General features: G+C 64.0%; 28 protein-coding genes. All 28 read right to left on the reverse strand.

Going from position 1 to position 21,391, the window contains the following annotated elements; genetic code table 11:
• Positions 1-29: 29 nt before the first annotated feature.
• Positions 30-302: a hypothetical protein gene (locus CH302_RS27655; RefSeq protein WP_094650213.1), complete on the reverse strand. Its 273-nt coding sequence runs from the start codon at positions 300-302 to the stop codon at positions 30-32.
• Positions 299-2,515, reverse strand: a complete 2,217-nt coding sequence (locus CH302_RS30340; protein ID WP_176460796.1) for a hypothetical protein — start codon at positions 2,513-2,515, stop codon at positions 299-301. The genes CH302_RS27655 and CH302_RS30340 overlap by 4 nt, the downstream gene beginning before the upstream one ends.
• Positions 2,493-3,983: a phage portal protein gene (locus CH302_RS27665; RefSeq protein WP_255139141.1), complete on the reverse strand. Its 1,491-nt coding sequence runs from the start codon at positions 3,981-3,983 to the stop codon at positions 2,493-2,495. The genes CH302_RS30340 and CH302_RS27665 overlap by 23 nt, the downstream gene beginning before the upstream one ends.
• Positions 3,984-3,993: 10 nt before the next feature.
• The gene (locus CH302_RS30345; protein ID WP_176460797.1) at positions 3,994-4,632 is read right to left on the reverse strand and encodes a terminase; all 639 of its coding nucleotides are present in this window, start codon (positions 4,630-4,632) and stop codon (positions 3,994-3,996) included.
• Positions 4,619-5,668 carry a terminase gene (locus CH302_RS30350; RefSeq protein WP_176460798.1) on the reverse strand — a complete coding sequence of 350 codons (1,050 nt, stop codon included), beginning with the start codon at positions 5,666-5,668 and terminating at the stop codon, positions 4,619-4,621. The genes CH302_RS30345 and CH302_RS30350 overlap by 14 nt, the downstream gene beginning before the upstream one ends.
• Positions 5,655-6,158 (reverse strand): hypothetical protein, encoded by a 504-nt coding sequence (locus CH302_RS30355; protein WP_094650217.1) that lies wholly within the window; start codon positions 6,156-6,158, stop codon positions 5,655-5,657. Before CH302_RS30355 ends, CH302_RS30350 begins: the two co-directional genes overlap by 14 nt.
• Before the next feature lie 137 nt (positions 6,159-6,295).
• The gene (locus tag CH302_RS27680) at positions 6,296-6,547 is read right to left on the reverse strand and encodes a hypothetical protein (protein WP_094650219.1); all 252 of its coding nucleotides are present in this window, start codon (positions 6,545-6,547) and stop codon (positions 6,296-6,298) included.
• Between the two features lie 757 nt (positions 6,548-7,304).
• On the reverse strand, positions 7,305-7,949 hold the full coding sequence (locus CH302_RS27695; RefSeq protein ID WP_094650225.1) for a hypothetical protein: 645 nt from the start codon (positions 7,947-7,949) through the stop codon (positions 7,305-7,307).
• Positions 7,950-8,851: 902 nt separating this feature from the next.
• Positions 8,852-9,121, reverse strand: coding sequence for a hypothetical protein (locus tag CH302_RS27715; protein WP_255139144.1), 270 nt, complete (start codon positions 9,119-9,121; stop codon positions 8,852-8,854).
• On the reverse strand, positions 9,118-9,678 hold the full coding sequence (locus tag CH302_RS27720; RefSeq protein WP_094650233.1) for a hypothetical protein: 561 nt from the start codon (positions 9,676-9,678) through the stop codon (positions 9,118-9,120). The genes CH302_RS27715 and CH302_RS27720 overlap by 4 nt, the downstream gene beginning before the upstream one ends.
• Positions 9,675-9,926 carry a hypothetical protein gene (locus CH302_RS27725; protein ID WP_094650235.1) on the reverse strand — a complete coding sequence of 84 codons (252 nt, stop codon included), beginning with the start codon at positions 9,924-9,926 and terminating at the stop codon, positions 9,675-9,677. The genes CH302_RS27720 and CH302_RS27725 overlap by 4 nt, the downstream gene beginning before the upstream one ends.
• The gene (locus tag CH302_RS27730) at positions 9,923-11,032 is read right to left on the reverse strand and encodes a hypothetical protein (protein WP_094650237.1); all 1,110 of its coding nucleotides are present in this window, start codon (positions 11,030-11,032) and stop codon (positions 9,923-9,925) included. Before CH302_RS27730 ends, CH302_RS27725 begins: the two co-directional genes overlap by 4 nt.
• A complete protein-coding gene (locus CH302_RS27735) occupies positions 11,029-11,685 on the reverse strand; it encodes a hypothetical protein (protein ID WP_094650279.1) in 657 nt (218 codons plus the stop codon). The genes CH302_RS27730 and CH302_RS27735 overlap by 4 nt, the downstream gene beginning before the upstream one ends.
• 2 nt (positions 11,686-11,687) lie before the next feature.
• A complete protein-coding gene (locus CH302_RS30470) occupies positions 11,688-13,190 on the reverse strand; it encodes an HNH endonuclease signature motif containing protein (protein WP_094650239.1) in 1,503 nt (500 codons plus the stop codon).
• Between the two features lie 270 nt (positions 13,191-13,460).
• On the reverse strand, positions 13,461-13,598 hold the full coding sequence (locus tag CH302_RS30360) for a hypothetical protein (RefSeq protein WP_176460799.1): 138 nt from the start codon (positions 13,596-13,598) through the stop codon (positions 13,461-13,463).
• The gene (locus CH302_RS27745) at positions 13,595-14,272 is read right to left on the reverse strand and encodes a 3'-5' exonuclease (protein ID WP_094650241.1); all 678 of its coding nucleotides are present in this window, start codon (positions 14,270-14,272) and stop codon (positions 13,595-13,597) included. The genes CH302_RS30360 and CH302_RS27745 overlap by 4 nt, the downstream gene beginning before the upstream one ends.
• 292 nt (positions 14,273-14,564) lie before the next feature.
• On the reverse strand, positions 14,565-15,206 hold the full coding sequence (locus CH302_RS27750) for a site-specific DNA-methyltransferase (protein WP_094650243.1): 642 nt from the start codon (positions 15,204-15,206) through the stop codon (positions 14,565-14,567).
• Positions 15,203-15,664, reverse strand: a complete 462-nt coding sequence (locus CH302_RS27755; RefSeq protein ID WP_094650245.1) for an ASCH domain-containing protein — start codon at positions 15,662-15,664, stop codon at positions 15,203-15,205. Before CH302_RS27755 ends, CH302_RS27750 begins: the two co-directional genes overlap by 4 nt.
• A 5-nt stretch (positions 15,665-15,669) precedes the next feature.
• Positions 15,670-16,257, reverse strand: a complete 588-nt coding sequence (locus CH302_RS27760) for a hypothetical protein (protein WP_094650247.1) — start codon at positions 16,255-16,257, stop codon at positions 15,670-15,672.
• Positions 16,254-16,808: a hypothetical protein gene (locus CH302_RS27765; protein WP_094650249.1), complete on the reverse strand. Its 555-nt coding sequence runs from the start codon at positions 16,806-16,808 to the stop codon at positions 16,254-16,256. Before CH302_RS27765 ends, CH302_RS27760 begins: the two co-directional genes overlap by 4 nt.
• Positions 16,805-17,626, reverse strand: coding sequence for a hypothetical protein (locus CH302_RS27770; RefSeq protein WP_094650251.1), 822 nt, complete (start codon positions 17,624-17,626; stop codon positions 16,805-16,807). Before CH302_RS27770 ends, CH302_RS27765 begins: the two co-directional genes overlap by 4 nt.
• Complete coding sequence (locus CH302_RS27775) at positions 17,623-17,955, reverse strand: DUF7352 domain-containing protein (RefSeq protein WP_094650253.1); 333 nt, start codon at positions 17,953-17,955, stop codon at positions 17,623-17,625. The genes CH302_RS27770 and CH302_RS27775 overlap by 4 nt, the downstream gene beginning before the upstream one ends.
• Entirely contained in the window at positions 17,955-18,677 is a 723-nt protein-coding gene (locus CH302_RS27780; protein WP_094650255.1) for a hypothetical protein, read from the reverse strand. Before CH302_RS27780 ends, CH302_RS27775 begins: the two co-directional genes overlap by 1 nt.
• A gap of 3 nt (positions 18,678-18,680) precedes the next feature.
• A complete protein-coding gene (locus tag CH302_RS30365) occupies positions 18,681-18,857 on the reverse strand; it encodes a hypothetical protein (protein WP_176460800.1) in 177 nt (58 codons plus the stop codon).
• Between the two features lie 3 nt (positions 18,858-18,860).
• Complete coding sequence (locus CH302_RS27785) at positions 18,861-20,297, reverse strand: ParB/RepB/Spo0J family partition protein (protein WP_176460801.1); 1,437 nt, start codon at positions 20,295-20,297, stop codon at positions 18,861-18,863.
• A gap of 33 nt (positions 20,298-20,330) precedes the next feature.
• Positions 20,331-20,555 (reverse strand): hypothetical protein, encoded by a 225-nt coding sequence (locus CH302_RS27790; RefSeq protein ID WP_094650259.1) that lies wholly within the window; start codon positions 20,553-20,555, stop codon positions 20,331-20,333.
• Between the two features lie 103 nt (positions 20,556-20,658).
• Positions 20,659-21,057 carry a hypothetical protein gene (locus CH302_RS27795; protein WP_094650261.1) on the reverse strand — a complete coding sequence of 133 codons (399 nt, stop codon included), beginning with the start codon at positions 21,055-21,057 and terminating at the stop codon, positions 20,659-20,661.
• Positions 21,054-21,332 carry a hypothetical protein gene (locus tag CH302_RS27800; RefSeq protein WP_094650263.1) on the reverse strand — a complete coding sequence of 93 codons (279 nt, stop codon included), beginning with the start codon at positions 21,330-21,332 and terminating at the stop codon, positions 21,054-21,056. The genes CH302_RS27795 and CH302_RS27800 overlap by 4 nt, the downstream gene beginning before the upstream one ends.
• Positions 21,333-21,391: the final 59 nt, after the last annotated feature.

Raw genomic sequence — 21,391 nt, forward strand, 5'->3', positions numbered from 1 at the left:
CAGTTGCGCTCGGGGCCTTGCAAAGTCAGTCAGTAGATGACGTCGGGATCGTTGGGGATGTCCGGGTAGGGCGGATGGTCGCCGGCCACTCGAGGTGACGGGATGAGGAACCACGCGGCACCGAACAGTTCGGATGGTGTCCGCACTCCGAATACCCCCGGCCCGACCGGGGTCAGGGGGTACACGAATCGGCCGAGATCGCCGAGCTCGTAGCTGGTCTCGGGGTCGGCGGTGAAATCGATACCGCCGGTGGATTCGAGCCACCGTTCCGGGTCCGTCCGGGACGTCACTTTCCAGGTCATAGAAGCGCCATCACCCCGATCACGAATTCCTGCAGCTGACCGGTCTTGTCGAACTCACCGTTGATGTCGCTGCGTCCGAATGTGTCCTGCAAACCTACCTGGAACACTTCCGCGGGACGACGCGCCGGATCAGCCATTGTGGAATCGTCTGCGTACGACTTACCCGCGTACCGATTCTTCCATTGGTCTTCATAGCCAACCTCGTCGGCGAATTCCGCGTCCTTGGGGTATACGCGGCTGAGCGGTTCGAGGACACCACTGTTCGTGGACCGGGATCGAAGCAGCGCGAACTCCAACTGAGTGAGTCCGTCGATCTTCGATTCCATGCGGTGACCGAGTTCGTGAGCCATCACCTCGTCGGAGTACGAATCGAAACCACCGCGGTAATTCGGCTTCATATCCGTTGCGCTGGCAGCGATGTAATCGTAGTTGGCCGAATAGAAGGCCCGATCCGCCTTGCCGATATCCAGCCGGCCAGAGGATGCAGTTCGCAACCAATCCGCGGGGAAGATCGATTCTGCGCGCCGCAGGGATGCCAGTCCGTCCGCATTCCCGGCTGTTGCACTCGAAATCCCGAAATCGGCAATGACTGCCGGCTGCTTCACGCCACCGATCTGCCGAATCTCCCGCAGTGTGTCGAGGATGATCTGTTGTTCCCGTTCGGCTACGAGCTTGGTGATTTCGTTTCGACGCGCAGCGAACGCACCGCCGCTGGCGACCAGCTGCTTCTCCTCGGCCAATAGCCTCTTGATCTGCGCGTCCTTCGCGATGCGTGTGTTTGCATCTGCACGGACGGCGCGACCGACAGACAACGTCGAGTCGAGGTGCCGCTGCAGCTTCTCGGGCACCAGCTTTGCGCCGTTCCGGTCCGTCGGGTACTTGATCGTGGTGTCGAGCCAACCGGCCCGATCCACCGGCAACGATGCCTTGGCCGTGGCGACGAGGTCGCGTGTAGCGGGCGACAGGATCCGCGAAGCGTTGAACTTCTTCTCCGCTGCCAGCCACCTCTTCACGTCGGCGGTGTACTTCTTCTCGGCCGCGAGCCATTTCTTGACGTCGGCCTTGTACTTGTCCTCGGCTGCGAGCCAGTCGGCCACAGCGTCGAGGTCGACCATGGGCGGCTTCGCCGGTCGCGGAGGCTTGACGATCGCGTCGATATCCGGCACCAGGCCGGTCCGTGATCCGATGCCCGAACGAGGACCCGACCGGTCGAGGACGTAGCCGTTCAACCGCAGCATCCGCAACGCCTCGTCGCGATCGCCACCGGACAGTTCGTAGATGTCCTCGGGCATCAGCCTAGGTGTCGTCTCCGGAGTCCGGCCACGGCGTCGGATCAGCTTGCCCGCGACACCGCGCTTGGTCACGCCCTCGGTCGTGGTGAACAAACTCTGGCCGTACACATCGCGCCGAACGAGTCGACCCGCGGTGGCGAGTCCGTGCGCACCGCGGCGGGCGTTGACGACCTGCGCGATGTCCGCCCCTTCGCGAATGGCCTGCGCCCCTGCGAGAGTGAAGATCTTGTCCTGCATCCGCGGATCGAGCGAGGCGAAGTAGTCCATCGGGTCGGTGCGGAGGTCGTCGGCGATGTCCTCCGTCGACGCGATGTGCCGGCAATCGCAGAACGGGTGCCGAAGGAAGCCGCTGCTGAACCGGTAGAACCGGCCCGCCAACACCGCGCAGCGCGAGCACGACGGCGGGTTGAGCATGCGCACGTACCCGACGTCGGGACGTACCGTCACACCGAGACCAGTCGCGACCCGGTTGGCGTCGGCCACCTGCGTCTGCACCCGGAGCTGCGTCATACGCAGGCCGGTCTCCCACGCGGCCGACAGCACGTCGGGGCCGATCGGGAGGCCGCGGTCGACCGCCTTCGCGATCTCGCCCTTCGCGGTAATGATCGGCGAGTACATGAGCGTGTCCAAAGCGCGGCCGTCGGACGCAACTCCGATCAGTCCTTCCGGATCAACCTGCGCGATCGGCTCGACGGTGGTCCCGAGCGCGTCGAGTGTGTCTGCGACGTACTCGTCGGTACCAACGGCCGAGGCCTGCTGTCCGGCAGCGACGACGGCAACGAGGCGGTCGACGTTGTCGGCGAACCACGCATCGAAGTCGCGTGGTGGCCGGCGGCCCCATATCTCTGTCGCGGCGTCGATGACATCGATCTGAATGACCTGCTGGCGAATGTAACTGTCAGCTGCCGGTTCCGGAATCATCGATGTCTCCCGGGGTGCGTTTGGGTACCTCGTTCAACTTGCGATTCAGTCGGTCCAGCACCGGATCACTCTCAGCCGCAAAGTTGCGACGTTCACGGCTCTTCCGTGCCTCATCCCAGCCGAGCTCGTCCCACGAACCCTCGCGGGAGTACACCGGAGTGCCGCCGTTGAGCTTCTGGATATGGTCCGCCTCTTCGGCCTTCGTCGCGGTCGCGGGATCTTTCCACTCGACCTTGATCGCCGTGCCCTTATCCGGCCACTCGCCGGTACGGAACCGCTCCTCGAGCACCATCGCCCAACCAATCCCCGTGCCCTGGCTCTCGTTCTTCTCATCGGCGTTGCCGTTGATCCGTGACTCGTCGGCCCGGATAGCGCCTTCGGCAGCGGGATTTGCAGTGTTCTGGCCGAAGTACCGCATCGGCAGACCCGTCACCGACGACCCGAGACCGGCGTACAGCTTCACCGTGTCGTGGAAGTTGCGCAGATCCGAGGCCGAGAACTGGCCGAACATCGCCTCGCGCGGGCCCTTGGCCGTTGCTGCCATCGCAGTGAAGTACGACTCCCACAGCGGGATCGGCTGGCCGTTCTCGTCGACGAAGTCACCTTTCGTGGCACCGAGCAACCACTTCCCGGGCGTGCCGTGCGTCTCCTGGGCAACCTGCATGTTCGCCAGAGAGCGGGCACACGCGTCGGTCAGGCCCATGATGTCTTTCATCTCGGTCGTGCCGGTCCACTTACCGAGACGTCGCCGGTTGAGGAACAGCACGACCGGAATGACACCGAGCTGGTGATCATCGACCGCGTCGTTGTCGTCCTCGTTCTCGGCGTCTCCGCCCACCTCGTCGTACTGCCAGCCACGCGGCCCGGCAATCACCTGGATGGTCTGATCGGGCAGGAACAGTGTGCCGACACGATCGCCGTCGTCCGTGCGGAACTGGCGGAACGCAGCTTTCATCCGCCGTCGCCGCTGGTCGATCAGGCACGACATCTGCAGCGGGGACTCGACCGAGATCAGCGGGTGGTCGGGATCGTCCTCGTTGGTGCCGACCGTCATGTAGCAGCGGCCGTAGATCATTGTCTCTTTGTTCAGCAGTCGAATCTCGGAGGCGAGGTTGTTGACGTCGAAGCTCTCCTGCAAGGCGATGTCTTGGCGAGACGCCTTCGGTGGCTCTTCGTTGCCCTCCTCGTCGATGACGACCGCAGACTTGGAATCGCGTCGAATCAGAGACTTGATTCGTTGCCGCCGCGCGATCTCCTCGACATACATCCGCGGCCAGTTGGCGATGGTCTCGAACATCCGCAGTTCCGGGGGCACCGCGATGCCGAGCTGCTTCACACGCTGATCGCCCTCGAAATACAGATCGTGCAAACGGTCGGCCGCCTGCAGACGAGACAGGCTGGCGTTCATCTTGCCGATCAGGTCCCGGTGCTCCGACGAGAGGGTCGTCCGCAGAATCGGTGCTGTCACAACCCCTCCTTCATTGTCGGTTTCGGAAGAAGAACACGCGCTGATCGACCGGATCCGGCCAGCCAGCGACCAACGCGTCTTGCGTGGCCTCGTTGGCGAGGACCGTGGCCACCGCAGCATCGATCTTGCGGTGATGCTCGCCCACCGGTTTGCGGATACCGTGCCGCTGCGACGGCATTGGCACATTGCGCGCGTTCAGGACATGACGGGTGGTGATCGGGCACCCATCGTGCGTCATTCGCTTGCTCCGCAGATCGGTCTCGCATCGAAGCAGCGCCTCGTGCATCTGCCGTGGACGGTTGGTCTGCCACTCGAACACCTTGTCCGCGCCGTAGGTCACCGACCACGACCCGATCTCGGAGTAATAGCCCTCCGGGTCGCAGTACATTCGGACGACGTCCCAGCGGTCGAAGATGTGCTCGACGGCCACCTCGAGCTGATCACGCGGGATCTGGCCGCCATACTCCGCCGGATTCCAGATCGTCGGCCGCAATGCTCGTTCGTCGCCGTAGCGCGGGGTGAACGAGTAGCCCTCCTTCGTCTGCGCCCGAATGGCTGTCCAGTCGTTGGACTCCGACCCGTCGAAGCCGACGCAGATCTGCGTGCCCGCCTTGGGATTGGGCAACCACAGTCGCTCAGGCCCTCGCATACGCACCGTCCCAGACATCCTGATCCATCCACGCCCCCACACCCTGTACGAGGCGATTACCGAACCAGCGCTCCGCTTTCGGTGGATCGGTCTCCGATATCTCCTCGGCCTCGGCGTCGATGGAGTCGATCGAGATCCACGGGCAACCCGCGTACACGAACCGCAGCAGCTCGCGACGTTCTTTCCTGTTCTCCCAACGCAACCCAGTCGGCGGCATCCGGTAAAACTTGAATACGTCTTTCACGCGCGATTCGTAGGTCCGTTGCGCGTACGAGTGTTGCGCTGGATTCCAGCAGTTCGTGGTCTCCATCGTGCGGCCTTGCATACCTGCCGCGCCTCGGCGCTGCGCATCCGCAACGTCGACGAGCTTGTTCTCTTTCGTGTAGAGCCCGGTCTCATCGTTGAGCACGAACGAGACGCGCTTTCCAATGCGAGACAGTGCATTCGAGGTGACCTTCTCCACCATCGAGTCTCGGGCATTGCCCGGCAACCGGATGAAGTTCTCGCGGATGCCCATCAGCTCCGACAGCGGGCCGTTCTCGATCATCGTCGTCAACGGTCCGTAGACGTTATCGACCTGATCCTCCGACGTCGCGGTCAGCTGAATGATCGGTGTCGGCCACGGCATACCCATCGGCTCGCCCGGGTTGTAGGCATGCTCGAATCCGCAGCCACACCCGAAATCCGAGCACGCGTACCCGTCGCCGGCCTCGGCCCAACCCGCGAACAACGTCGGCCCCACGGCCTCGCCCGCGATGACCGCCGCCGACCACGGACCCTTGCCCGACTTCTGCGGCCCGACGATCTGCGAGCGTCGATACGTGAACGCCTGGTTCAGCATCGGCTTCCGCGGCTGCCACCGAGCGGACTTCTTCACCCGATAGTGGTTCGCGGTGCACCAGAACTGCCAGTCGGCCATAACGAACGGATCCCCGACGTTGAAGCCGTCGGGGATCGAACAGTGCGCCTGATACCAGGGGTCGAGAACGTCAGCGAGGGTGGGAAAGTCGACGGCGTACGACTCAGTCGCTGCCATCGGACCGAGCTACACCACGCAACCGGCGACCGGTTCCCGTCGTGCGTTCGATGACCCGGCCCGCCGTGCGCTGCTTCGCGGCCGGCGACTCCGGAACGATCTGGTCCTTGGGCACGATCACCCAACCGTTCTCCTTCAGACCCGACGGCGTCAGACCGATCTGATCGGCGAGACGCAGCGCGGCGGACGCGACAGCGGCTGGCGCTTCCGGATCTTCCATCTTCACGGTCCAGCGAACCCACATCGCGATCGTGCGGAACCGGTACGGCTCGCGAATCCACTGCGCTGCCTGCGGAGTCGTCCAGGCCTCGGCCCACACAATGCCTTCACGTTCGGACGCATCGGGCAGGAATTCCGAGAGCGGAGGGAAGTCGTCGCTGTAGCCCTCGACCGGCAACCGCGTTGCCTTCAGATCACGGGCATCCGACCGAGCCGAGTACATCGACGGCTTCGGTCCGGACCTGCTGCGTGCACCTCCATGATTCGACATCGGCCACCAACTCCTACGTTCGGCAGTGCGCCGAACAGACACCGCAGCAGTGCGCCGCGGGAAAAACGATCAGAACCAACCCATGCGGTGGGCGAACTTCCGGACACAGGACGCGACCAGGTTGTGTAGGCGATCTCTCAGTCCCATTCCTGAAACCTCTCACGCAACTGGGCGTCGTCCATGACGGTCCACTTGTCGTCGAGCACCCAGTACCCCGGCTCGACGACAACGCCGCAGACGACGAGGATGCCCGGTTGGGCGGGACAGCCCTGAAGACCGTCGTCTGACGTAAAGGCTGGCCGCGGCTCGGTCCAGGACGCGACACCGCCTCGGAGGAAAACCCAGCTGACGATGTCCTGCCCGCTTGCCGAGGACCCATCGAACTCCATCGCATCGACATCGAGGCAGCGAGTACGGAACCTTCTCGGGAGATGGTGCATTCGACTTCGGTTCAGGTCTTGCGCTGGCATGTCGCAGGTGCCTCTCATGTTGGTGGATTGCGATCGACGACGATCAGGAACAGTGGCCAGATACTGAAGTCGAATATCCAGTAGTCGTGATCAGGGAAGCGTTGAAGTCCGATGTGAACCCACGCATCGCGTACACCGCTGCAACGAATCGCGGTGAATTCCCACCGAGGTGCGAATCGGAACTTTTTCCGGAACATGTTGAACCCTTCGCACCTCGGAGAGCCCTCCCCCACGGCGAACCTCAAGGAGGGGGGGCTTAGGGGCACCCCCCTGGGGGTGCATCGCCGCAGGTCAGGGCATTGGTTACCGACGCGAACCATTCGCGTTTTCGCTGGTCAGAAGCGTGCAGCCTGCCTGCTGTTACAGCTCCGGCAGTGCACTTTCAGCGGCCCATGTGGGTCGCCACCGAGCGCGATCGGTGGATCGTGCGCCGCAGTCAGGTCGCGCGAGCTGTGCCCTGGCCGTCGAACACCGGGGCACCAATAGCCATGTCGCGCAACCCAGTCCGCAACCGCCTGCGCGCGGCGTCGTTGCTCGGCCCAATCACGAGTGACCTTGGTCGGCACCGTTGCTCGTTGGTAGCGTTCCCGCTCCCTCGCATGCGCCGTGCACAGTGGTCCAGCCTGTATCGAAGGGCACCCGGGCACCGAGCACACACGCTTGGATGCACGTGCCATCAGGCGACGGATGAGCGCGGCACCAGTGACGGATCATGCGGTGGGTCACCCTGACCATTGACCAGTACGTCGACGTACGGTCCGCGTTCGTCGATGCCGCATCCATCCATCAGTCGACAGGCGAGGCGAACTGCGAGATCGACCGCTTCGAGCGCATCGGCTTCGAGCGCGGTGCTGGCATGTAGTGCACCGAGCGCGACGTCAGCGCCTGACCCGAGTGCTGCTATCCCGTCGTGTACACGTACGGCGTGGTGTGTGAACACGTAGAACAGATGGCCGCGCCACCCGAGTAGCAGCGCGCCGTTGATCGTGGTCTCGTCACCGTCGTTCCCATGCAGGACGGGTGGTGTCTGTTCGGCCATGAGTTCCGTGATCGCGGTTGCGATCGCGTCGGCCCAGTCCTGAACGTCGTCCTCGTCCTCTGAATCGATCGGCATGGATTCGATCATCAGGTTCCTACCGATCACCGCCAGCATTGCGCCGTGACCGCTGGCTGCAAACAGGACGTGCTCGCCCGTAATTCTGGTGGCGATCCTGCGGATCTTGTTGTCGGACATGTACACGCCGGTGCCGCCATAGTTGGTGAGGCGATCGGCGGCCATCACCACGCGGTCGGCGTAAGCGAGCGCTGCTACTACCGTCATCGTTCGTTCCTTCCGAGCAAGGCAATCAAGGGAGTTGGGCCGCCGAGTCGGGGAACGACAAAGCGACCGGGACGTGGAGTCACCGATCGCTTACGCGAAGAGTACACCACCAGATGTCCACACGCTGGTCACAGCGCTTCTACTGTTTTCGTGTCCGAGCCGCGTTGTAATGTGCCGTCGCCTCGGCGTCAACGAGGTCGGACAGATGGAATCCGCGGACACCTTGACGCTCGATCGTTCGGACAGTCCCGGCCTTCACCCAGCGCAAAATCGTTGGGCGTGATCGCGAGGTCCGGCGCACAGCTTCGGTCAGCGTCACGTACTGATCGGAGTCCACGTCCAGAGGATCGGTACCGTTCATCGGTCAGTGCGCCTTCGGCGTGTAGTGGATCCATTCCTCAATGAGATCCCTGATCGCTTCGGCGTTCTCTACGGTCGGCACGGATGCGCAACAGTCACAGCCGAAGATCGTCAGTCGCCCTTCATAGATCGCCACCTCGTAGTCGGTGTCTCCCACTCGGACCCTGCGATCTGCACCCATTCCCGTCATCACTCGGTACCAGCTGCGGCAGCGAGAATCGGGCAGGGCCATTCGTCACCGCACGCGCACATGGTCATTGGGCAGTCCGGAAGGTGTTTGCAGTTGTCCCCCGCCTCTGCGCACGTGGGTCGGTGTTCCACAATGCTGTAGCCGGCGGCCGTCAGCTTCGACACCGAGGCGCGTGCGAGCTTCGTCCAGTGCTCGCGGTCTTCCTCGCCTGAATGCCATTCGTCGAGGTCTGTGCTGCATCTATCGCTGCATGGCGGTTCGTCGCAGCAGGGCGGGTTGTCGAAGCATCCGTCGTCGGCAGTGTCCGCGAGAGCATGTGCGATGACGTCGATGTGTGTGGGGTTCACTGTGCTCACAACACCACCCTCGAAGCAGCATCGGCGGCGGCAATCTCGGCTTCACGTTCACGACGGCGCTGCCCGTTGTTGCGCTCACTCTCAGCCCGTTCGCCGTCCTCGAAACCGCGAGCGTAGATCGTCGCCGCCAGCGCGTGTAGCGACCACACACCGGACTGATCGAGCGGCTCACTGTTGGTGTACTTCTCGGCGTCGTGGAGTTGCTTGCTGACGTACGACTCCACCATCTGGATCACGTCTTGCGGTTCGATCCGGGCGTCGCTCATGGTGTCCTCTGTGGGTCGAGGACAGCGCGGATGACAGCGTGGTCCGCGCGAATGGCTGCGATCACAGCGTCAGTGAACCTCGGGTTGCGTCGCTGGATCTCGGGCCAAGCGTCGACGTGTCCTTCGATGGTTCGATCGTCTTCGTCCGCGTCCCATCCGACGATGACGCCGTACAGCCCGACGTCAAAGCGATCTTCACCGAAGTCCTTCGACGAGAACACGATCCTGTCGTGGAGTCGTTGCAGCACTTCTCGCACTCTGGCGATGGTGGTGTCCCGTTCCTGCAGCGCAACGAACAGGGCTGGAACGTCCTCACGGGCAACCGTTACGGCATCGATCAGCGCGGTGATGGCAGCTTGCTCATCCGGTGCCCAACCTTCGACGGCTGCAATCTCGCCCTGTTCACCCCGGATACTGGTGAAACGCTTCTGTTGCCCGGGCGCGTACTTCCAGACGTACGTATCGAGTTCGAGCGGAACATCGCTGTCGAATGCGTCCGCGACTGCCGACGCTCGGGCTTCGATCGCCGCGAGCTCTTCTTCAGTCGAGGTACTCACAGGTCTGCCCGCAGGTCGCACTTCGGCTGACGGGCGTGCCAGTCCCGCATAGACTGCTGCACCAGTTTTCGCCCTCTCGGCGTGGACAGCAGCCATTCGAGGATCCCGAGCACTATGTCCTCGGGTTGATCGTCAGGAGTCGGTGCCGACCTCACGATCAACTGGTCCCGGAGGCGACGGATCGTCACCGCAACCCTCAATCCCTCTTCGTCGGATTCCGACTCGGTCTTCGTTACCCAAACCCTCATGTCCAGCCGTTCCCTTCGTAGATGCTCGCTCCGGACGTGGTGCCCATCGCTCGGCGTCGGATGTCTTTGTCTCGGATGTCTGCGCCGGACTCGGCGACGAGACTGGCCCAGTTCCAATACACTTCGTCGACGCGGCCGCCGCAGCGGAGGTCGGAGCAGGCGACGAGCATCGGGTGCGCGTACAGCTCGCGGCGGGTGATGTGCAGGACCGGTTGGCCGGCGTCGTCGAGGAGCGGGTGCCCGTACTCGTCGAGCCGAGGGAACGGAGCCGGTTCCATCCGCGGCCCGATACCACCAGGCGGGTAGTGCTCGGGTGGCTCCCGCAGAACGGGGATCTCCTCGTACATCGGTGCGTGCGCCGGGGGGTGGACGACGATGGATTCGCGGTTGCAGTCCATACAGCGGAATCCCTTTGCGCGGCGGGCCGTATCGCCGAGGGGCCACCGGTTGGTGTGCGATCGGCGGTTCTGCCCGAGCTCGGTCATCATCTGCCCCGCCCACTCCTGCTCGGCGATCCAGTCGAGTCGATCGAGCAGGTACTTCGTGACCGAGTTGACGACGCGGTTCACGGCGACCGGGTCGATCGCCCGGAACCCGATGACGCGGCGACCCTGCTGAAGCGGTGCCACCGGCCTGTACGTCGACCGCCACGTGGTGCGCGCGCCGGCCAAGTCCGGGCCCATCTCCCCGCGTGCCGCCGAGACCTGATCCGCCCACTCGCACAGGAACACGAGCTCCTCGTCCGCGGCGTCGACAGCGGCCGCCGAGATCGGCAGGGGTGGTTCCTTCTTCGACGGCTTCGTGTAACCGGCACTGCGATCCGGAGCGGTGTTCGACGGCTCAATCTGCTCGCGCATCCACTCCACCGTGCGGGGCGTCGACGCGACGAGATCCTGCAGCCGGATGAGGTGACCGCGACACAGAGTCGAGCCGTCGTGCGAGGCGGTGACCGCACGCCCGCCGTCGACCGCGTACTCCCACACCGGCGTTATCCCGTCACCGACACCGGTCGCGCCGTCGGCCGCGGTGAACGGCTGCCCCTTCTCGGGGATTCGCTTGTGCGGGAGCGAGCACACACACGTGGTGACAGCGACGTCGAGGCTCATGCGCGGCCCTCGTCCCAGCCGAGGACCTTGATCAGATCCTGGACGACGCCGAACTGAGTGCTGTCGCCGCCGTTGCGGTCGGGGTGAGAGTTTGCCTTGGCTAGCCGCTTCAGTCGGTCGATCGATCCGATGCCCGATGGGTCGACACCATCGGTTTCCGGGAACGCGATCAGCTCCAATGCTCGGCGAGCACCCTCCGACGTCGATCGCGAGGGCGGCGAAGCAGCGGACCCGATCGCTCGAAATCCGGTGTACTGCTCGGCGTTCGGGGTGGTGCCGAATCTGTCGAACATCCGGAGCCCCTCCAACGACAGGGCGATCGCACGTAGGTTGTCCTGCCAGTGAGTGAACCGGTCGCACGGGAACGAGAGCGGGCCCTTGCTCGACTCGATCGACAGGATCACACCCGGATGCGTCGGCACCGCATTCGCTCTCGGGAGCCCGTCGAGACGGAAGTCCTGCTCGCGCATCGCGATCTGCAGCACGGCCGTCGCTGGTCGGTTGCCAGTACCGATCGCCCGGAGCTCGCGGTCGAGGAGTTGCAGGGTCGATCTCCAGGGAGCGGAGAACGGCGATGGCCCAGGTTGTTTGGTTCGTGGTGCCGGCCAACGCTCGATCGGCCGCAGTGTCATGCCGGATGGGTAATCGCTCACAGTCACTCCTCGCTCGTCTTGCAGGCGGAACACGGTTCGTGCTGGCCGTGGATATCGCAGAAGGTTTCCGTCACCGTCGACGCCGGGCCCCGCCACCCGAACCACGGCGAGCCGAATCTGGCCGGTACTTCGACATCGGGGGCAGCGCCCGCATCCATCGATTGGTCGACCAGGTTCAGGAGTTGGGTGGTGGTGACTGATCTCGGAGGGAATGGATTCACAGGTCGGTCATGAGATGGATCTGGACTGGCCTGTTTCGTAGAGCTACGGGAACGACCACGAGATCTGCGGCGGCCACGTTTACGAGCGGTGTCTCCGGAGGGATGGTGGTCGGGTGACCCAGACGAGTGACCCTCCCCCAGACCCCTACCCAAACCATCACCCTGCCCTGACCCTGCCTGGCGCACCTGCGCCGGCACGCGCCCGAGCACAGTGTCGGAAAGTTGATTTCCGGGTTGATCCGGTTTGATCAGGGTTTGTTCCGGATTCGCCGCTGGTCGTGTCGGTTTGATCGCCGGTTGATCCGGTTTGGTCGTGTCCTGGTCCGCTGGCCGGGTGGTGGCCGACTCGTCGGCGTTGTCGTGCACTGTCCCAGCGACGGGTTGCCCCGGTGAGCCTGGCGTGACAACTGTTGACGAGTCGGCCACCTGCGGCCGAGCGGGGTGATCCTGGGCGGCGAGCCGCGTCCCTGCGTCACCGGTTCCGGCGAGTACCGCTTCGTCTGCATCGCGGCCGGCGAGTACGTCTTCGCGGGAGCTACCCGTCGAAGACAACCCGGCGTCGGACCGTGGAGACGAAACCAACCCGTCATCGGAACGTGGCGGCGAGACCACGGTGGAACTGTGCTGCTCAGGACCTGGGCGCGGAGCCGGACGTAGCGTCATACCGACGGCCTGCGGGGTTCGGTTGCCTTTGCTCTGGTTGCAGGGCGAACACGCGATCACGATGTTACGTGCGCCGTTCGCCACTGCAGGGTCGACGTGATCGAGGTGGGGTCGAACACTGCCATTGTTCGCCATTCGCTTGACCACGACTCCGCAGTACCGGCAGTGCGCCGACATCTGCTTCGCCGGGACATTGGGATCGATACAATCCCGCGCCCACACCGCCGCAACGATCTTGTCGTTCTTCAGCTCGGCGGCCTTGCGCCGCTTGAGCCGGACCGCTGCGCCCGGGTCGTACTTCAGGTCGAACCAGTCGTGGAACAGAAATGTCCCGTCCGCGACAGGCGGGCACCGCGAGCAGTCATGCCCCGGTGCGTGCCACAACCCCACACGAACCAACAGTGCCGCCGCCTTCAAACTCAGCTGAGGGTCCAGCAGAATACGGGCGACGTCGGCTCGTTTGACCACCCCGTCCTCGCCAGCTGCCTGGCATGTCGTTCCCGCCAAAGCCCACACCGTGAACGCAGTACAACCAGATGTGTCGCCGTCGAGTGTGGGATCCAACAACGCCTTGATCTTGCGGTTGTTGGACAACTCGTCGACCAGCTGGAAGAACGGCAACGGACATCCTTTGTCAGAAAACGGAAACAACAGGCAGGCAACACGATTAATGGTTAAGGGGCGGGGCCCTCACGGATACGCGCATGGTCTTCTCCTCGGTTCAGGACGGGTGATCGGGACAGAGATCCCGGGAATTGCTCTTGGTCCACGAGTGCCGGCGCGCGAGCTCGAATGCCTCACGTGCGGTGTCGACGTAAAAGTTCGCGACCTTCGCGCACGAATCGCAGGTGATCTTCCAGCCCTTCATCCCACGCTCGTGGATTGGACGGATCATGTCCGGCCCCGACGCTCCAGGTACACCTCGCCGACAGTCACGGCCGCCGAGGTGACACGGAACGCGACGTAGAACACCGCGGAGGCCGCGAGACCCAACGCCACTACGACCGAACCGATCTCGGCGCGGTTCACTGCGCCTGCTCCGCCGCAGTCTCGTCGTCGCCGTCGAACGGATTGCTCAGGCGGTCGTACCAACGCTGCACCCACCGCGCGTCACCGATAGCCGTGTGCCGCTCCTCCCCTTCGGGTGGCTCGACCCCGCACAGCTTCGACAGTTTTTCCGACTTCAACGGCGGCGTCAGGTCCTCGGCGAGCTCGGGCGCGAGCAAGTCCCCCAACACCTTGAGATTGAGGACACTCAGGAATCCGAGGGCCTGCGACACGACGTCGATCGGGTGGTAATGCCATGCCGGACAGAGATTGTGACGACGCAGCATCGCGGCCAGCACCTCGACATCGAACGTCGGGTTGTTGCCAACGATCGTCGCGCCGCGAGTGATCCGCTCGACCAGCACCGCAGCCTTCGCTTCGGTCGCCAACCACGCGACCGGTCCTATCTGGAGCTGCTCATCTCCCGTGGGGAGTTGCCGCGGGGCGTCGGTCCGGAACGACGGATGGTTGTCGTAGAAATGCCCGACGTTCAACCCCATCAGCTCGGCCGATGACAGATCCACGTCGGACACGAACACGTGCAGCGCAGTCGTGTCGTCGTTCGGTTCGCGACGGATCAACGCGATCTCCCACGGCCGCCGGTCATGATGCAGGCCAGTCGTTTCCGTGTCCAAGAACACCAGTGCGTTTGTCACAGTTCACCTCTCAAGAGATCAGCCACATGTCGGGTCCCCGTCGTTGGAAGAGTCTGCGGGCAGTTGAGACCCGACGTAACGAAAACCGGCGGCCGCACTCTGGCTGCTCGCCGCGAGCCGTCGCAGCGTTTGCAGTACTTCACTCCGGAGCGGGGGTCTGGGAGGACGCTCGACGTCAAGTACCGACGGGGGGAGTGTCGATACTTGAACTCGGCTGCGCGGGCTCGCCTGCGGTACCCGCGGACCTTCATGCTCGGGAAGTGAACCGGTGTGCGCGGCCGCTGCCCCGCGCTCACAGCAGCGCCCCCTGCGCGAGCCGACCGGCGAGGAGCTCGCAGTACCGTTCTTCGATCTCGATACCAATTGCTCGGCGGCCAAGGTTGGCGGCCGCGACGAGTGTCGTCCCGGACCCTGCGAACGGGTCGGCGATGACGCCCTCGGGTGCGCACCCAACGAGTGAGGTCATCAGCGTGAGCGGCTTCGCGTGAATATGGTCCTTCTGGTCGGGCCACGCCGTAAGAATTGACATAGACTCATTGGAGGTGCGCACGAATCCGGCAGTTACGTAGATAGATTCGTGCCTGTACCGCCATGGCCCGCCATTCATGCCCGGGCGTTTTTTGTCCCAAACAAGCCGGTCGGACCATTCTCCCGGAGGCTCCGGCAGCCGAGGGCTAGCGAACACGAGGGCTGGTCGGGCACCCCAGCGCGCGAGAACGGAGTCGCGGGCGTCAGTCGACCAATCGTTCGCGATCTGTTTTCCCTCGCGTTGTGTACCGTCGCCGTTGTTCTGCCGTCTGCCGTATCCGTAGGTCGTCGAGTCGGACCCATATGGAGGGTCGGTGACGAGGACGTCGGCGATGAGCCATTCCTCAAGCTGCAGGCAGTCGCCGTGGTACAGGGTGACCAGGTCGTCCTGGTAGTAGGGATTCATCCGATGCCTGCGCTTTCAGTGACGAGGTGGTCGACGATGTCCTGCGGCGGCGTCCACAAGCCGAGCGCCCCACTGCACGGGTACGGCGCGGGCAGCGGACGCGGGTTCTCCAGGACCAGGTGCACGATGCGTCGGCGCTCACGGCCCCCGTGCTCGACGTACGCGGACTCGCCCCACGGCGTGCAGCATCCGGACTCGGGGTGGACGTCGACAAGATCGACGACGCCGACGATCGCGCCCATGGGGAATCCCAAGCGGTCCCAGCGAACGCGGCCGCCGCCATGCTTAGCCCAAGCGTCGTCGACAACTTCACTGACTGCGCCCCGGTCGGACCACCTCGCGCCCGCGTGGATAGCGAGGGGGCCGCGGTACTTCCAGTTCTGTGTGCGGTTCTCGATGGTTTTGCCGCCGTGCATGATTGCCCATGCCCACGGCTGCTGAACAGTGAGTGCCTTCATCGGAATCAGAGCCCCTGTTCCGCGTAGTACTCCGACAGCTTCACCGGTGTCCAGTAGCTAGTGAACTTCTCACTTGGAACCGCACCGAAGCGGGCAAACGGATCGCCTGGGCAAGCGGCTGTCACTACGCCGTCGGCCACAGTGATGTCCGCTGAGGTGCAACGGAATCCACCACGCTCGGTGGTCCCGACGATGATCATCGTGGATAGCCCTGTCATGCGTTCTGTAATCGACGCGGGCCCTTTCACGTACGGCATCGACCGACCGAGCGCCTTACCTGCTTCGGTGCGAGTGTCGGCTACCCAACATCCGATGCGGCGGTTGAACTTCCAGCCAGGGTGCGGTGCCTCGGCGGCCTTCCGTCGGTATCGGGTGTCATCACCCTCCACGAACTCGAATCCCGCGAACCAGCGGTCCAGGGTGACGCCGTCGTACCGGATCTGATACTTGCGATCGACGGAATCCATCGGGTAGGTGTCTGCCCAGTCGTCGCACTCGGCCTTGAAGTTTTCGCGCCGCGTCTCGGCCGAGGTGAGTGCTTCGACCAGATCGGTTGCGGTGCTGCGGTACACGTGTGTTACGGGCCAAGTCATGCTTCCCACCTCGTCACGGGAGTAGCGACGTCGAAGCGGGAGGGGTCGCCGGGGTTCGGGGCCGGTGCCGGCCACGCCATCCACTCGAACTCGAAGTCCCCACCGTCTGCGTGGGGATTTCTGGTGAATTGAACCCATCTGTGCTTGACCTGGGTCGAACCGCCGGTGTCTTCGAACGCCCACTTGATGTCGGCGTAGTCCAGTCCGCAGAACTTGCGCCAGTACCTGTTGAGAGCGGCCAACATTCGGCGTGGTTCGACGTGTCCGAGGGCGATCATGCTGTCGCTGTCTTCGCCGAGCTCGGAGAGGCTGACTCCGTACGCCGTGAATGCGAAGTCGGCGGGTGTCGGTGTGAATCGTTGAGGCGTCGAGATCGAGCAGCCGTTGCTCCGCAGCTCCATCAGCACTTCATCGGCGACTTGCTCGCCCGTCAACTTATTCGCGATGCCGTTGTCGAAAATGCGCTGGCGATCGACAAGGGCGTTGACCGCCTTGGCAATCAGCTCCTCGGGATCGATATCCGGTGCGCCTGCTGGTGTCGTGATCGTCATCGCACACCTGCGATCATCGAAGCGGCGCGCTCGGCGTACGTAACGGACTCGCCCTGCATCTTCTCGTGGAGGTAGCAGGTGTGGCGGCCGTGCGCGGTGTAGCCGAGGGACCACTTGTAGGCGTTCCACCAGTCGACGCCAGACCGTTGCCAGAACTTCAGCGCCCCGGCCAGGGCCTTACGGCGGAGGTCCTCCATCCAGGCCGGGACGTCGACGAGCGACAGACTGGTGATCAGCTGCGCGAGGTCGGCGAGGGCATTGCCTTCCGGGAGTTCGGAGATCGGGTCGCCGGGTGCCGAGAACTGCAGCACCTGGAACCGGTCGGACTTGATGTAGCGGCCCCCGAGGATGCCTTGCCCGCCGCGGTTGACGCCGATGATCTGACTCGTGTGGCGGGAGGGATCGGAGATCAGAACGACCGCGCGAATCGTCAACGCCGGGTGCCAACCTTCGCCGATCTGGGCCGCGACATTCCCGGCAACCTGCGCGCCGCCGGAGTACCCGAGGAGGATCGCGCCCGGGTACTTCGCGATCAGCCCCAGCAGCGCGTGTTCGGCGTGAAGGACGTTGACAGTGAAACTGTCTCCGTCCCAGCGCGGTACCGGCCCGAACGCGGCCGACCACACCAGTTCGATGATCAGGTACTTCTTCGGGTCCAAGTTCTTCGTGACACCGGACAGGCTGTTGGTGCCGTACGGTTCGCCGATTCCTCGGCAGGTGATGATCACTCTCATGTCGCTGGCGGCCTCCGGGGTGTCCGTGGCGACGAAGGTGCTGATGAATGCCGGCGGCGTTGCCGGAGACTGTGGGTTGTTCATCGGATTGCCATCCCGTCTGTCGAGGTCTCGAAGCGGTAGAAGACGTGCCACACCAGACCGACAGCGGTGACGACCGTGCCGAGGAATTCGGGTGCATCCTCGGCTTCCACGTCATGGCCGGTGCCCCTGATGCAGAGCACCGCGTACCGTCCCGTCTCGGTGGCGTAGCGATCGGACTTCGGCACCCGCACCCACACGTCGACTTTCCGACCAGGGTCGGTGCGCGAGTCCGCGACCGACAGCAGCACGGAGTTCGGTGAGACCGGGACGAAGAATTCAGGCCCAACGACGGGAATCGAGTATCGGAATACGTTGAAGGTGTTGGACATCAGCTCGCCGCCTCGTCGTGGTTGTTGATGTGGTCGGGGTTCGGTAGCCGTGACGACCACGCGACGGCCCATTCCTTGTTCCTGGCCTCGGTGTCCTCGCTGATGTTCAGCGGCAACAGCATTCCGAGGAACGACTCCCCTGCCCGGATCAACAGGGCGCGGGATCCGGTGTGCGACTCGATCAGCAGCGGCTTGACGTACGCGTTGGCTGCGACGGCGAAGCGGGCGAGGTCGGTGCCGTTGACGGCCATGTTCTCGAGCAACACCGGCGGCGCGTGGTGGGATCGTGAGATCAGCTTCGGGATGTCGAGGAACTGCTCATCGTGCGGAAGCCGTGGGATTTTGTAGGAGCGGCCGTCGACGAACCCGGCGCAGTCGATCAGGGTGACGAACTCGTCGTCGGCCTCGATCCGGACCTGGAATTCGGGGGCGTCCGAGTCGGCCTTCTCCTTGCCTGCCTTGAAGATCGAGAGGATCTTCTTCACGTCCTCCGGCAGCACGTCGATGGTGGCGAGGCCTGGTTCGACCTGCTCCCAGATCGAGACGATGGCCTGGCCCATCGAGAACCGGTCGGTGGCCGTGACCCACAGGTTGACGGGGTCTACGAGCAACCGCACACGGGTGTAGGTGGGGAGGTGCTCGTCGTTGCCGGCGTGGACGACGACCGAGGACAGCGCCGCACGGAGGTCTGCGGTGCCGACGGTGATGACGACTTCGGTCATGGTCTACGTCCTTCCTGCTCGGTGGTGTCGTTGTCCGGGGATGGGGATGGCGAGCTGGCCTTCGACTTCGGTGTGCGGGGCCGCTTCCTTGCCCGCGATGTAGCGGTGGATACCGACCTGCCGCTCCGGTGGGAGGGACAGGAACCACTGCTGTGCGGCAGCGAGAGCGGCGGAGTCCACCGGTTACTCCTGCGCATTGGCCGTGGCCGCATCGAGTGCGTCGAGCAGGCCCTGCTCGACGTCGGAGTATTCGTAGCCGAACACTTCGGTGAGGTCGTGGTGCCAAGCGTCGAGCGCCGGGTACGGTTCGCGCTGCCACTGAAATGCGTTGGCCAGGTGCTCTTCCTGCATAACCTTGTCCAGTAGGTACGCAGACACCGCCAGTTGCGGCAGGGTCATCTTGTTGACGTGGCGCTCGATCTCGGCGTGGTCGTTCTCGTCGTCGTCCTTCGTCATCGGTGGCACGCCGAGCAGTTCCATCGATGCGGATTTGGTCATTCCGGATCGGGTCGATCGGTCCATGACGTACAGGCGTAGGCACCGGACAGCGAAGTCGGAGTTGCTTTCGGCGGCAGCCTTGGCGAGGAAACGGCGGCGCACGGTCGCCGCGGTCCGCAGGTCCTCTTCGAGCTTGGCCTTGCGCTCTCGCTCCTCCCGCGCCTGTGCCTGCGCCCCCGTCTCGACGGCGGGTTTGATCGGCTTGCCCGATGAGTCGGTGTCGTCACCGCCGGAGCCGGGGAAGAACTGCTTGTACTTCCACACGTACCCGGATTCGACGTTCCGGTCGGTCAGAGCGACGCGCTCTGCACCGTCTGGAATCTCATCCTCGTTCTGGGCTTCGATCCAATCGAAGGTGACGACGGCGGGGTCGGTTTCCGCCGCATCGGTAGCGGCGTCGGCCTCCTCGTCGAGTGCGTCGTCGGTGGCCACACGAATCCCTTTGTCAGTCAGCTCCTTCACGATCTTCGCTTCGCGCTTGAGCCAGTCCCTGTCCTTGCGTGCCTGCTCGACGTTGAACGCGAAGTTCGGGGTACCGAGAAAGAGAGCGAGGCGGTCGTACACCGGCTGGTCGTCTGCGAACTCGGTCAGCGCGAGCGCATCCTCGATCGTCACCTGACGCGCAACGAGCCTGTCGCGCACCGACTGCGGCGCATTCGCCAGCTTGATACGGTCCCTGATGGTCTTCTGCTTGTGACCGGTGCGGGACGCGAGGCCCTTGAGGTCGACGTCGTCGAACTCGAGCAGCGACTGGTACGCGTTGCCCTCCTCGACGACGTTGAGATCGGAGCGGTGCAGGTTCTCGGTCAGCATCACTTCGAGCTGTGCCCGGTCGTCGCCAGCGAGGTCGAACCGGACGATGCACGGCACCGTCTTCAGTACCGCTCGCTTCGCGGCCGCGTGACGGCGATGCCCAGCGATGAGCGTGTACTTCCCCTTCGCCTTCGCGGGAGTCACTATCAACGGTTCGAGGACACCCTGCCCCTTGATGGATTCCGCGAGCTCGGTCACGTCACCGAGATCGGTCCGTGGGTTCTTCGGGTGCGGGACGATCGCGGTCGGACGGAGGTGTTCGAGGATGGTCTCGCGGACCTCGGTGGTGTCGGTCTGTGTGGTGGTCATCGTGTGCGCTCCTGGCATGTTGCGGACGTGCGGTCAGGTTCTGTTCGGCAGATCGAGCTGGACGTGGGCGGGGCGTGGGTTGTACGGCTTACGGGCGGTGCAGATCTCGGAGTGCCGAATCCACAGGCGCTCCCCGTCGGCGCGGGCCGTGTCGAGGTCGGAGCCTTTGAGGACTTCGCCGTACACCACGCGGCCGTTGATCGGTCCGGAGAAGTGCTTGCGGACGGTGCCGAGTTCCGGGTCCGGTGAGATGTCCACTGGTATCCATCGGTCCTCCCGCGACATCGATTTGCACCAATGCACCGGTGCGTGACAGTCCTTGCATTCGCTCGCCACAGCCCGCGTTCCTCCTTCCTCTCGTTCAGCCGGTCCGTGCGCGAATACCGGCGAGCACTCGATGCCTGCGCACGGTCGCTCGTGTCTGGGCCATCACCGGCGCGCACTCCGGGCACATTCCGTGACGCGCCGATTCGGCTGTGACAGCGGTGATCTGGCTGCACAGCAAGCACGGGATTTTGTCGGCACCCACCGATTCGGGGACATCAGGGGCAGGGTGGACGGATTCGAGGCCGAGGTGCTCGCGGATCCGGACGACCGTGTAGTCCGTCCACTTCGTGTGCTCGGCGATCTCGCGGTCGGTCATGCAGCGGCCGACGAGTGTGGACACGAGTACGCGGCGGTCGTACGGCGACAGCGCTTCACCGGGGAGATGTCCGGCGAGTGCCTGCTCGAATCGTTCCGGATGGTCGAGGCGCTTCACAGCGACACCACCACGGCGTAGCCGGACTGGAACTCGATCGCCGGAATGCACTGGTACTTGCCGGCCGCATCGCGGACCACATAGTCACCCGGCACCGCGAACATCGACGGCTCGTCCAAGGGCTCGATGTAGAACCGGTCACCACGCTTGGCGACGTTCTCGTCCGAGACGAGCTTCAGCATGTCGACGAAGTTGTCGCCGGTCCACACGATTGCGTCGACCTGCTTCGGCACCTGCTGATATCGGCGGGCCTCCGAAGGAGTGGGTGTGGTCATCGCGCACCGACCAGCGGAAGCAGAGACGACACGACGATGATCAACACCAGCGCGACGAT

The organism is Rhodococcus sp. 15-2388-1-1a (assembly GCF_002259145.1).
Lineage (GTDB): Bacteria > Actinomycetota > Actinomycetes > Mycobacteriales > Mycobacteriaceae > Rhodococcoides.

Excerpts from the sequence above, each read along its gene's own strand:
- CH302_RS27655 (WP_094650213.1), bottom strand. The coding sequence starts at position 302 with ATGACCTGGAAAGTGACGTCCCGGACGGACCCGGAACGGTGGCTCGAA.
- CH302_RS30340 (WP_176460796.1), bottom strand. The coding sequence starts at position 2,515 with ATGATTCCGGAACCGGCAGCTGACAGTTACATTCGCCAGCAGGTCATT.
- CH302_RS30345 (WP_176460797.1), bottom strand. The coding sequence starts at position 4,632 with ATGCGAGGGCCTGAGCGACTGTGGTTGCCCAATCCCAAGGCGGGCACG.
- CH302_RS30350 (WP_176460798.1), bottom strand. The coding sequence starts at position 5,668 with ATGGCAGCGACTGAGTCGTACGCCGTCGACTTTCCCACCCTCGCTGAC.
- CH302_RS30355 (WP_094650217.1), bottom strand. The coding sequence starts at position 6,158 with ATGTCGAATCATGGAGGTGCACGCAGCAGGTCCGGACCGAAGCCGTCG.
- CH302_RS27680 (WP_094650219.1), bottom strand. The coding sequence starts at position 6,547 with ATGGAGTTCGATGGGTCCTCGGCAAGCGGGCAGGACATCGTCAGCTGG.
- CH302_RS27695 (WP_094650225.1), bottom strand. The coding sequence starts at position 7,949 with ATGACGGTAGTAGCAGCGCTCGCTTACGCCGACCGCGTGGTGATGGCC.
- CH302_RS27715 (WP_255139144.1), bottom strand. The coding sequence starts at position 9,121 with ATGAGCGACGCCCGGATCGAACCGCAAGACGTGATCCAGATGGTGGAG.
- CH302_RS27725 (WP_094650235.1), bottom strand. The coding sequence starts at position 9,926 with ATGAGGGTTTGGGTAACGAAGACCGAGTCGGAATCCGACGAAGAGGGA.
- CH302_RS27730 (WP_094650237.1), bottom strand. The coding sequence starts at position 11,032 with ATGAGCCTCGACGTCGCTGTCACCACGTGTGTGTGCTCGCTCCCGCAC.
- CH302_RS27750 (WP_094650243.1), bottom strand. The coding sequence starts at position 15,206 with ATGAATCCCTACTACCAGGACGACCTGGTCACCCTGTACCACGGCGAC.
- CH302_RS27755 (WP_094650245.1), bottom strand. The coding sequence starts at position 15,664 with ATGAAGGCACTCACTGTTCAGCAGCCGTGGGCATGGGCAATCATGCAC.
- CH302_RS27760 (WP_094650247.1), bottom strand. The coding sequence starts at position 16,257 with ATGACTTGGCCCGTAACACACGTGTACCGCAGCACCGCAACCGATCTG.
- CH302_RS27765 (WP_094650249.1), bottom strand. The coding sequence starts at position 16,808 with ATGACGATCACGACACCAGCAGGCGCACCGGATATCGATCCCGAGGAG.
- CH302_RS27770 (WP_094650251.1), bottom strand. The coding sequence starts at position 17,626 with ATGAACAACCCACAGTCTCCGGCAACGCCGCCGGCATTCATCAGCACC.
- CH302_RS27775 (WP_094650253.1), bottom strand. The coding sequence starts at position 17,955 with ATGTCCAACACCTTCAACGTATTCCGATACTCGATTCCCGTCGTTGGG.
- CH302_RS27780 (WP_094650255.1), bottom strand. The coding sequence starts at position 18,677 with ATGACCGAAGTCGTCATCACCGTCGGCACCGCAGACCTCCGTGCGGCG.
- CH302_RS27785 (WP_176460801.1), bottom strand. The coding sequence starts at position 20,297 with ATGACCACCACACAGACCGACACCACCGAGGTCCGCGAGACCATCCTC.
- CH302_RS27800 (WP_094650263.1), bottom strand. The coding sequence starts at position 21,332 with ATGACCACACCCACTCCTTCGGAGGCCCGCCGATATCAGCAGGTGCCG.